This is a genomic window from Pseudoalteromonas sp. SR45-6 (assembly GCF_014163545.1).
GTDB classification, from domain to species: domain Bacteria; phylum Pseudomonadota; class Gammaproteobacteria; order Enterobacterales; family Alteromonadaceae; genus Pseudoalteromonas; species Pseudoalteromonas rhizosphaerae.
Map to the genome: position 1 here is coordinate 19954 of NZ_JACJDM010000004.1, position 10635 is coordinate 30588.

Consider the following 10635-nt stretch of genomic DNA (forward strand, 5'->3'; position numbering starts at 1 on the left):
ACGTTGCAGTGGCGTGTAGCAACTTATTTATTATTTTGCTCCGCGATAAACTCCCTAATGTATTTATCAAATAGTGCCGCAGGCAGTGGTTTGCTGTATAAAAAACCTTGAATATAATCACAATTTAGAGCGTTTAAAAAAGCCAGCTGTGCAAAGGTTTCAACTCCTTCGGCAACAACTTTGAGCTGTAGGTTACTAGCCATTGAAATTATTGCACTAACCATCGCACAATCTTCAAGATCATCCGGTAAGTCTTTTATAAACTCCCGATCTATTTTTAACTTACTCAGCGGAAAACGCTTTAAATAACTCAACGATGAGTAACCGGTGCCAAAGTCATCAATTGCTAAACCCACGCCGGTTCCGCGTAATGCTTGCAACTGCTGCAAAATATTTGAGCTATTATCAGCAAGTAGCGTTTCTGTAATTTCAAGGGTTAAACACTGAGCTGATAACTGCGTTTCCTGTAGAACACTTTTAACTAACGCTTCAATATCTTGGCGAATAAATTGCACGCTAGACATATTTACCGTAACAAAAAACTGATCACCGAAACAACCACACCACTTAGCAGCTTCGCGGCATGCTTCTCTGAGTACCCACTCACCAATTGGAATGATTAATCCTAACTCTTCACATACAGGAATGAATTGTGCCGGCGAAACATCGCCAAGCTCCGCACTATGCCATCGCAATAATGCTTCACAGCCGACCGTTTTTTTATCGTGGCTAATAATTGGCTGAAAATAAACGGCAAACTCGTTATTACTAAGCGCTTTATGAAGAGCATTTTCGAGCCTACTGCGAGCAGTCGCTTGTTCATGCAAGCCACTGGTAAAGAACTCAAAGCAGTTTCGCCCTTGCGCTTTAGCTTTGTACATAGCGCTATCAGCATTACGTAGTAATATTTTTCGATCGCTGCCATCGTCGGGGAAAATAGTGATCCCCATACTGCCGGATACAAATACATCTTGCTCACCAATTTTAAATGAAGAACTAAGCGCCAGCAGAGCTTTTGTAGCTAGTCGCTCAATATCTGCTAACTTATTGATCCCTGGCAGTAATAGCGCAAACTCATCGCCACCTAAACGGGCAACTACGTCAGAGCTGCGCATACATGCTTTAAGCCTTTTGGCAGCCTCAAGTAATAGTAAATCACCACTATTATGCCCTAAGGTATCGTTAACGCTTTTAAACCGATCTAAATCAATAAAACAAATTGCCAAACGCTTATTATCAGCTGTCGCACGGATCATTTCTTGATCTAGCTTGCTATTATAATGATAGCGATTTGCCAAACCCGTTAAGGTATCAAAATTAGTTTGTAGCCACATTTCCTGTTCATTTTCTTTGCGTAAAGAAATGTCGTTAAATAAGGCAACATAAACTTCAATGTCTTTTTCCTCGTCAAATACTACCGAAATATTGACCCAGCTCGGGTAAATACTACCATCTTTGCGGCGGTTCCATATTTCACCTTCCCAGTGCCCAGCCTCATTTAAACGTCGATATAACACTTTAAAAAACGATGGTTTATGATGGCCCGAATTTAATATTGCAGGTGATTTACCAAGCACATCTTGTTCTTGATAACCGGTGATCTGTGTGAAAGCTTTATTTACAGCTTGAATTTCATTATCACGATTAGAAACTAAAATACCTTCATTAGTTGTTGAAAATACCGTGCTCGCGAGTCGTTGTTGTTGAAGTGCTTTTAATTTTAAAGTGATATCACGAATTAAATGTATTTCACCAATTTTGCTATTTTTTTCGTCGATAACTGCGGTTACTCGTGCCTCTCCCCAAAATACCTCTTTAGCTCCGTGAAATTGACACTCACTATCAACCCCAACTACTCCTTTCGAACACTCAGTAAATGAGTAAATATTTTTATCCTTCAGTGGCTCGCCTGCCGTTAACTTTTGCACAGCCGCAGTATTAGCTGTAATGACCCTATGCTCGGCATCCGTGTAAACGAGCAGATCATCAATACTATTGAAAATCGCTTTTAGCGTCGCACTGTCTTTTTGCGCCGATTTTTTAGCTCGGCGTAATCGCAAAACTAACCAAGTTAAAGTCGCTAGCAGTATTATCAGTACAGAAATAGATATTAGCGCTAACAGCAATTGATCGGTGCGTTTTTGTTCTATTTCATTAGTTTGAATGGCAACCAATTGTTCAAGATTTTCTTGATAATGCCAAAGCGCTTTTTCAAGGTTACGTTGAGATGAAATATCATGTATGACAGAAAATAAAAAATCTTTATTTTCAATTGTAAATGGGGCTGAATAAACGCTAACGGTACGTGTTTCACCGCTCGCTAATCGGTGTTTGAAAACAAAATAGTTTTGCCCTTTACTCAGAGCAGCTTGGCGTTCCTGTGCAACTTGTTGCTCAGTAAATATATTAATTTGCTGGATACGCATTGTTTGCAATTGCGCAATACTGTAACCATAAAATGCTGCCGCTGCTTTATTAGCAAATTTAATTTCACCCGTTTGCGGTTCTACCACTAACATCACGGCACTGTGCTCATTAAAAAGCGGCACATTGAGCGCGGAATTTAATGATTGCTTAGCACTTACTTGATCTACAAAGGTAATTACACAGCAAAGAAGAACAGCCTTGATAAATGTTTTTACGATAAGCCCACCCATTAATCAAAAACTCATTTCAAACATTTGTCCTAAACTATAGCTTACTCACCTTATAATGTAACAAAAATGATCGCTTAAATGCGCTCTAAAAACACCTCATTAATTCGCTTAACGTCTTTATTTAAGTATAATGCCAACAGTCTTTTAAGCTTTAAAGCGGCCCACAATGAAATACAAAGATCTACGTGATTTTATCGATTTATTAGAAAAAAAAGGTGAACTGAAGCGTATTCACCAAGAAGTTGATCCTTATCTTGAAATGACCGAAATTGCCGACCGCACACTACGTGCTAAGGGACCCGCTTTATTGTTTGAAAACCCTAAAGGTTATGATATCCCCGTACTAGCTAACTTATTTGGTACACCAGAGCGTGTTGCCATGGGAATGGGTAAAGAACACGTTAGCGAACTACGGGAAGTCGGTAAGTTGCTGGCATTTTTAAAAGAGCCAGAGCCACCAAAAGGCATTAGAGAAGCATTTAGCCAAATTCCAGTGTTTAAGCAAGTATTAAATATGCCTGCCAAAGAAGTTAAAAAAGCGCCTTGTCAGCAAGTTATTCTAGAAGGCGATGATGTTGATTTAACTAAGCTGCCAATTCAACACTGCTGGCCTGGTGATGTGGCTCCATTAATCACTTGGGGTTTAACCGTCACCAAAGGACCTTTCAAAAAACGCCAAAACTTAGGTATTTACCGCCAACAATTACTCGGTAAAAATAAAATCATTATGCGCTGGTTATCACACCGTGGCGGTGCTCTCGATTTTCAAGAATGGTGTAAAGAAAACCCAGGCCAACCTTATCCGGTATCGGTAGCATTGGGTGCTGATCCTGCGACAATCCTAGGTGCCGTCACGCCAGTGCCAGATACCTTGAGTGAATACGCCTTTGCCGGCTTGCTACGTGGTAGCAAAACAGAAGTAGTTAAGTCGATCTCCAATGATTTACAAGTTCCTGCCAGTGCTGAAATAGTTCTTGAAGGCTATATAATGCCGGGCGAAATGGCACCTGAAGGCCCTTATGGCGATCACACGGGTTATTACAATGAGGTTGATAACTTCCCTGTTATGACCGTGACCCACATGACACATCGTAAAGATCCTATTTATCACAGCACTTTTACTGGTCGTCCACCAGATGAGCCGGCAATTTTAGGGGTCGCACTCAATGAAGTCTTCGTACCTATTTTACAAAAGCAATTTCCTGAGATAGTCGATTTTTATCTACCGCCAGAAGGCTGTTCATATCGTATGGCGATAGTGACAATGAAAAAACAATATCCAGGTCATGCCAAGCGCGTGATGATGGGGGTATGGTCGTTCTTGCGTCAGTTTATGTACACAAAGTTTGTCATTGTCTGTGATGATGACGTTAACGCACGTGATTGGAATGACGTGATCTGGGCGATTACTACACGTATGGATCCCGCCCGCGACACTACTCTAATTGAAAACACTCCGATTGATTATTTAGACTTTGCATCACCGGTTTCAGGTCTTGGTTCAAAAATGGGTATGGATGCCACTAATAAATGGCCCGGCGAAACCACTCGTGAGTGGGGCGAACCCATTGTGATGGATCAAGCGACTAAAGATCGCGTCGATGAAATCTGGCAAAGCTTAGATATTCTTTAACAGCTCTTTTAGAGGCTATAAACTCACTATGCGGATATGTTATTATTGTTCAAATAAAGTGCGTATCCGCTAATTTAAGGTAAAACATGCAAACATTACACGCTGAAGTTGTCGCTATCAGCCCACTCACTGAATTTGTTCACAAAGTAATTTTAAAACCTGTTGAAAGCGTCACCTTTGAAGCTGGCCAATATTTGCAAGTAGTGCTTGGCGAAAAAGACAAGCGCGCGTTTTCAATTGCCAGCCGCCCTTCACAGTCTGATGAGCTAGAACTCCATATTGGCGCATCTGCAGTTGATTCATATGCAATGCAAACTTTAGAGCATCTTCGCCAAGCCCATGCTGAGAAAACTCAGGTGTTGATTGAAGCCGGCTTAGGCATTTCACAGTTGCGTCTCCAATGCGAACGCCCAATTATTTTACTCGCTGGCGGCACTGGGTTTTCATACGCAAAATCTATAGCTGATCATTTAAGTGAAATCGGTTGTGAGCGTCCGGTATTGTTCTATTGGGGTGTGCGTGAAGAGTCAGCCTTGTATGCGCATACTGAAATGCAAACATGGGCCGATAGCCGTGAAAACTTTACCTTTATACCAGTAGTTGAAAACCCAACAGCTAGCTGGACAGGCCACACAGGCTACGTACATAAAGCGGTGATGAACGATATCGTATCGCTTGCCCCATATGATATTTACATGGCAGGGCGTTTTGACATGATAGGTATTGTCCGCGATGATTTCCTAGCACATGGTGCAATTCGCGAAAACATGTACGCCGATGCATTTGCATTTATAAAATAGTATAACCAGAGTAACCAGCTTAATTTTTATCCGTAAGCTGGTTACTGACACTCCCTGACAGCCCGCTATGATTTACTTAGCTCTTCTTAAACAAGGAGAACTATGATGACCACAAATTTAATCGAAGTTGTAAATTTCAAACTAAAGACTGATACAAATTTAGCGCAGTTCCATATCGCTAATAATGATTTTCAGCGTTATATTGATAACCAATCAGGCGTACTTTACCGCTCCCTTGCTAAACAAGCCGATACCCAGCAATATAGTAGTATCATTTATTTTGCTACGGTTGCTGATGCCCAAAAACTGCGTGATACATTTTTTGATAATGCTATTTGCCAACAGTACACTTCTCTCATTACAAAAGAATCGATAAAGCTGGAGCGTTTTGAAGTGCTTAGCCAAACAGCTTGCCAACAAAGCTAACACTGTATTTTTGAAAACAAGGATAACCAATGCACAAATCAGAGCGGCTATTTCAATTAGTAAACATACTTAAGAGTCGCCGCTTTGCGATCACTGCAAACGAACTTGCCAATAAATTACAGGTATCTCAGCGAACAATTTATCGCGATATTCAGCACTTACAGAGCTCGGGCGTGCCCGTTGAAGGTGAGGCAGGCACTGGCTATTTAATTACCGATTACGACCTACCACCGATGATGTTTACTCTTGAGGAGCTACAAGCACTGTTGTTAGGTAGTAAAATGGTCAGCGCTTGGACTGATCCACAGTTAGCGGCGAATGCCCAAGCTGCAATGACTAAAATTAATGCTGTGTTGCCTAACAAGTTAAAGCAACGCGTTGCAGAGCTGCCGTATTTAGTCTCTGCATTTCATCACGATAAAAGCCACCAAACGACCACTTTGATACTTCGTAAAGCCATCACTAATAAAACCTGCATTGAATTTCATTATCTAGATGTTAATCAACGACCAACTCAGCGTATTGTCGACCCTTTAGGACTGGTATATTGGGGCGCAAAGTGGACTCTTATCGCTTATTGTCAGTTGCGCAGTGACTACCGAGAGTTTCGCTTAGATCGTATTCAAAGCATTATTCCACTCGCCAAGGCATTTGATACTAATTCACAAAAAAGCTTAGCGCATTATATGGAGTTAGTGAAAGCCAAATACCAAACTCACTCTGATGGTCTGGCTCATAATTAAATTTAGCTGTGATTGTTGTTACCTATCAGCGCAATCAACATAAACAATTTCACAAACGGCCAATCCTTAACCATACTTTGAATAACTCATTAATTGGGAGAGACCCAAATGTTAAACACCAAAGTAAAAGATTTTATGCAGCGCAAGTTACCGCATATAACCCCTGAAACCGAGATGACCACAGCAATTGCAGAACTACAAAAATTCAAACTACTGGGAGCGCCAGTGTTTGATGATAATAAATGTTTAGTGGGCTTTATTTCTGAGCAAGAACTGCTAAAACCGTTAATGCAAAATAGTTATTTTTGTGACGGTGTGGTTAAGGTTTCACAACTGATGCAAACCGAGGTTGTAACCGTCAACGGCGACACCAACATAATGGAACTTGCAGAGCAAATGAAAACCGGTAAGCCGAAAAACTACCCTGTTGTAGAAGGCACTACGGTCATAGGCATGATAGGCCGTAGTGATATTCTTAAAGCCATGTTTGATAACTACCTAAGCTGCCAACGTGAGCATTAGGCGCATAATTTAATGGCTTGTGCATCGTAACTATCGAGCAGCGACTGCTTGCTTTAGTTGCTGTTTTTCAGCATCACTCAAGTATGCAATATCAAGTGCATTGGCTTGGGCTTTTTCCATATCAGCCTGAGTAAGGCCTGCAGCAGGTCCTGCAACCATGTATTCATGTTCAATTTCGATGCCTTCCACTGCGGGATCATCGGTATTAATACACGCTAAAATACCATGATCTAAGAAGCGCTTCAGTGGATGCACATCTAAACTGGCTACTGTGCTGGTTTGCACGTTACTAGTTAGGCACGATTCAATACCTATGCGTTTATCACGTAGGTAGTCCATTAGCTTGGCATCTTCAATAGCTTTGACACCATGGCCAATACGCTCAGCACCTAGCTCATTGATTGCTTGCCAAATACTGGCAGCTCCCAGAGCTTCACCGGCGTGAATCGTTGCGCTAAGGTAAGCATCACGTACTTGCTTAAAGTGATCGACAAATAACTCGCCCGGAAAGCCAATTTCATCACCAGCTAAGTCCACTGCAACTAAATCATTTTTAAACACGAGTAAGGCATCTAACTCTTGCTGGCAAACTTTAGTGCCATAAGTACGTGATAATATACCAATCAGGTTAGCTTTAACCGTGCTACTTTGAGTCGCACTTTTAATACCATCAACTACAGCTTCAACCACACCTTGTGGATGTAAGCCTTGGCTTTGTGCCATGTAGTAAGGGCTAAAACGCAGCTCTACATAATCAAGACCTTGTGCTTGCGCATCTTCAATATTTTCGATAGCAATACGCCGACACGCATCGTAATCACCCAATACCGTGACGCCCCAGTCAAGCTTTTGTAAAAAGGCCATTAAGTTAGGCTCAGGATCGATAACTTGCACATGCGGTATTAAGTCTGCAACATTATCAGCAGGCAGCTTAATATTGAACTGACGACCTAAATCAAGAATAGTTTGCGCGCGGACATTACCATCTAAATGGCGATGGATATCTAGCAAAGGGAGTTTTTTATTGATCATAATTAGCACTCAGTTCAGTTAATTTGCGCGGATCATACGCACTTAAATCGGTAATTCAAGTTTAGATCATTTTGTTTGTATTATTGAGGTCATTTGTCAGCCCCGATCGATAAAAGTACTAAAAATTAATCAGTACTCTGTTGTAGGTAATGCCATATGGTTTTAAATAGCTTTTCGGCATCGATTGGTTTTGTTAAATAGCCATCCATACCAGCTGCGAGAGCTTTTTTAACATCATCATCATGAGCATTTGCTGACAGAGCAATAATAGGAAGCTGATGTATAAATAGCTCATCACGAATCACTTTAGTGGCTTGCAAACCATCCATATTAGGCATTTGAATATCCATAAGCACTAAATCATAACGGGTTTCAGAGACCTTCTCAATGGCTTCAAAACCGTCACTGGCAACATCAGCAATACACCCTTTGGTTTTTAATATAGCGGTAGCAACATGTTGGTTTAGCGGATTATCTTCCACCAATAGGATCTTAAATTCAGCAAGCGATAAAGTACTCGTGTCAATCTCAGCAAAGAGAGGCTCTAATTGCTCGGCTTTAGTGAGAGGCGAGATACGTGGTAAGGTAAAAGTGAAAGTTGAACCTTGTCCTTCCTCACTTACTAAACTAATATTTCCTCCCATCAATTCAACCAACTTTTTGCAAATACTTAACCCCAAACCTGTACCGCCGAACTGTCGCGAGGTAGAGCTATCGGCTTGTGCAAATGGTTGAAAAAGTTGCTGTTGAGCTACTTGGCTAATACCAATACCAGTATCACTGACACTAAAGTAAGTGACGTCTTGCTGCTGCCATACTTTGAGTGTGATTGTGCCTGTAGCGGTAAACTTAATCGCATTATTTAATAAATTTAGCAAGACCTGCTTTAAACGTATTGGGTCGCTATCTAGCTGTAGATCTGCGCTGTTATCTAGTTCTAATATTAATTTCAGCGACTTAATGTCAACGTCGAATTGCACCAAATTAACTAATTCATCAATAAGCTGATTTAACTCGATAGGCTCTTGTATTAAATCGAGTTTGCCAGCTTCCATTTTAGAGAAATCGAGTACATCATTTAATACTCGCAGCAACACACTCAGCGCACCATCAGCTTGTTCAATATAATGGCGGGCTTGTTGCCAATCTTGCTGCTGCAACGCTAAATAATGCAGACCTTTAATGCCATTGATCGGAGTACGTACTTCGTGACTCATATTCGCTAAAAACTGGCTTTTGATTTGACTTGCTTCATCTGCTTTTTGTTTTTCTTGACGCAACACTCGTGTTTGTTGAGCAACTTGCTCGCGCACCTGAATATTGGTGCCGGTCACTGAGATTAAAAAAGTGATCAGTAACCAAACAAATAACATCCCTAATATTTGTGCAAACCAGTACATTATCCATGACGTTTGTGTTGTTGGTTCAAATAACTGAACTTGCCAAATTCGCTGCCCGATAACTAACTGGTATTCACTCAGCAGTTCGCTATCGGTGCGAGATGCGCGGTAGATTAGTTGTCGCTGCTGCGCATCAGTCACATCGTAGAAGTGCATACTTATTTGACTGCGATGATTAAACTGCAAAGTATCAGCCAAGCGCGCTAAGTTAATAACGCCAACCACAAAGCCCCTAAAATCACCTTGCATATCTAAGTCACCAAAAACCGGAAAGAAAAATAATACCCCAGTATCATCATTGTTGCTTTGTACAAGCTTCATCGGCTCGCTAATAATCAACTCATTCAATGCTTTTGACATCATCATCACATCACGGATTTGCGCATTTGAGGCTAAATCAAAACCTACTACCCCTTCATTACCCAACATCGGATGTACATACTGTACAGGGTAATAACTGTCCCGTTTCGTCACACTCTGCCATTGTTGCTGGGGTGATTGCTCTTTTATATAAAATTCATTAAAGCCTTCTAGACGAATTTGTTGTTGGTATTGAGCAACCGTTGATAAAGGTACATTTGGCACCCATTCTAGGGCAAGTACTTCATTGCTGTAATTAAGTTGAGTTGTAGTAAAACGCTTAAATTCAGCGTAACTGACTTCATCACTACTGGCAAAAAAAGTAGAAAGCAGAGCTAAATGCGCCGATACCTCATCTAATTTATGATTTATTTCCAACCGCACTTCAGCTACTTTTGCTTCTTGCTTTTGAATATCTTTGTCTTTTTTCACACTTGCCGCAGCATAAAAGCTAATACTTATAACGACATAAATAAGGATTGAAGGTAAAATTACTTGTAAGCGATGGCGCATCTGCTCGTAATTAAAAGCCGCCAATATTAACGGTGTAAAAATTAACACCCCAATACTGTCGCCAATCCACCACGCCACAAAGTTATCAAAAGCGGTATGTACCGGTATTATATTATTGGACACCAATAAGCTAGTGCCTATCGCTGCAGCAATCACACAGCAAGCAGGCCCTGCAATGATCAAGCTTTGTACACTGTGTTTTAAAGAGGATAAGTCTAGCGGAGCTTTAATTATTTTAACGATGCAATAGCAGCCTACCCAGGCCTGCAAAACGGCTGCAAAAGATACAGCTAAAGCTTGTAAGAAAACCTGCCAATGCAGAATATCAGCAACACGATCGAGATGAATCATATTGGTGAGTAAAGCACCGAGCAAAACCCCAACTAAGGCGCGTCGCCCGCACAATAAAAACCCTGCAAGGGCAATGCCTGATGGTGGCCACGAAGCCACAGCATAACCATCAATAGCGAGCAGCGAATTACTGAAAAACCCAGTAATAAAATAAGCAAAAGTTAAACCAAACGTCAGAGTAAATATATTTTGCAATGC

General features: G+C 41.1%; 8 protein-coding genes. 5 read left to right on the forward strand and 3 right to left on the reverse strand.

Going from position 1 to position 10635, the window contains the following annotated elements; translation table 11 throughout:
- Positions 1-23: 23 nt before the first annotated feature.
- Complete coding sequence (locus tag H5158_RS02995; protein ID WP_182739432.1) at positions 24-2657, reverse strand: EAL domain-containing protein; 2634 nt, start codon at positions 2655-2657, stop codon at positions 24-26.
- A gap of 166 nt (positions 2658-2823) precedes the next feature.
- Here H5158_RS02995 and ubiD point away from each other — a divergent pair, with 166 nt between their 5' ends.
- The 5 genes from ubiD (at position 2824) to H5158_RS03020 (ending at position 6781) form a co-directional block, all read left to right on the forward strand.
- Positions 2824-4290, forward strand: a complete 1467-nt coding sequence (gene ubiD / locus H5158_RS03000) for a 4-hydroxy-3-polyprenylbenzoate decarboxylase (protein ID WP_145239922.1) — start codon at positions 2824-2826, stop codon at positions 4288-4290.
- Between the two features lie 86 nt (positions 4291-4376).
- Positions 4377-5090 (forward strand): NAD(P)H-flavin reductase, encoded by a 714-nt coding sequence (gene fre / locus H5158_RS03005; RefSeq protein WP_182739433.1) that lies wholly within the window; start codon positions 4377-4379, stop codon positions 5088-5090.
- Between the two features lie 102 nt (positions 5091-5192).
- Positions 5193-5516, forward strand: a complete 324-nt coding sequence (locus tag H5158_RS03010; protein WP_259398450.1) for a hypothetical protein — start codon at positions 5193-5195, stop codon at positions 5514-5516.
- A 29-nt stretch (positions 5517-5545) separates the two neighbouring features.
- A complete protein-coding gene (locus H5158_RS03015; protein WP_145239926.1) occupies positions 5546-6259 on the forward strand; it encodes a YafY family protein in 714 nt (237 codons plus the stop codon).
- A gap of 108 nt (positions 6260-6367) precedes the next feature.
- Positions 6368-6781: a CBS domain-containing protein gene (locus tag H5158_RS03020; protein ID WP_149982176.1), complete on the forward strand. Its 414-nt coding sequence runs from the start codon at positions 6368-6370 to the stop codon at positions 6779-6781.
- Positions 6782-6811: 30 nt separating this feature from the next.
- Here H5158_RS03020 and add read toward each other — a convergent pair whose 3' ends face one another.
- Both add and H5158_RS03030 read right to left on the reverse strand, forming a co-directional pair.
- The gene (gene add, locus H5158_RS03025; protein WP_182717469.1) at positions 6812-7813 is read right to left on the reverse strand and encodes an adenosine deaminase; all 1002 of its coding nucleotides are present in this window, start codon (positions 7811-7813) and stop codon (positions 6812-6814) included.
- Between the two features lie 125 nt (positions 7814-7938).
- Positions 7939-10632, reverse strand: coding sequence for a CHASE domain-containing protein (locus tag H5158_RS03030; protein WP_182739434.1), 2694 nt, complete (start codon positions 10630-10632; stop codon positions 7939-7941).
- Positions 10633-10635 lie beyond the last annotated feature (3 nt).